1 pseudogene is annotated in these 370 nt (G+C 60.8%); it reads right to left on the bottom strand.

The features are described 5' to 3' along the window. Nucleotides 1–370: pseudogene (locus ACZY08_RS29730) on the bottom strand (hypothetical protein); the annotation flags it as partial.

The following is a 370-nucleotide window of genomic DNA, read 5'->3' as shown; positions in this document are numbered from 1 at the left end:
AAAGGTCTTGTTGCAAACGCTCATTCGTGTTGACTCGACCCGGCAGATAGGAATGGGCCGAGATGAAGACCTTTCCGTTCACCCTTCCGGAGAGAAACGACTGCGTTCCCCCGAACCGGTTGAGCATCGCTTCCGTGAGCCCCAGATAGGGCAGAACCTTGATGGCGAAGTGGTCGGCGTCGGTGCCATCGGCCCGGCCGGCAGCAGGGTTGACCACACCGAGGTTGGATGAACCGACCTGATTGGGCGAACCAACACGGGACGTGGCCCCGAGGAACCGCTTGGGTAACAGCGGAATAATGGCATTCACCGCATGCTCCTCGTCGGGCACCTCCCCGTGGCGAATCAACGCTTGTTTGACCGCGGCCCG

This window comes from Mycobacterium sp. IDUB_9, from assembly GCF_055419505.1.
The sequence above is the reverse complement of the archived record's forward strand: the minus strand, read 5'-3'. Positions and strand labels throughout refer to the sequence as shown.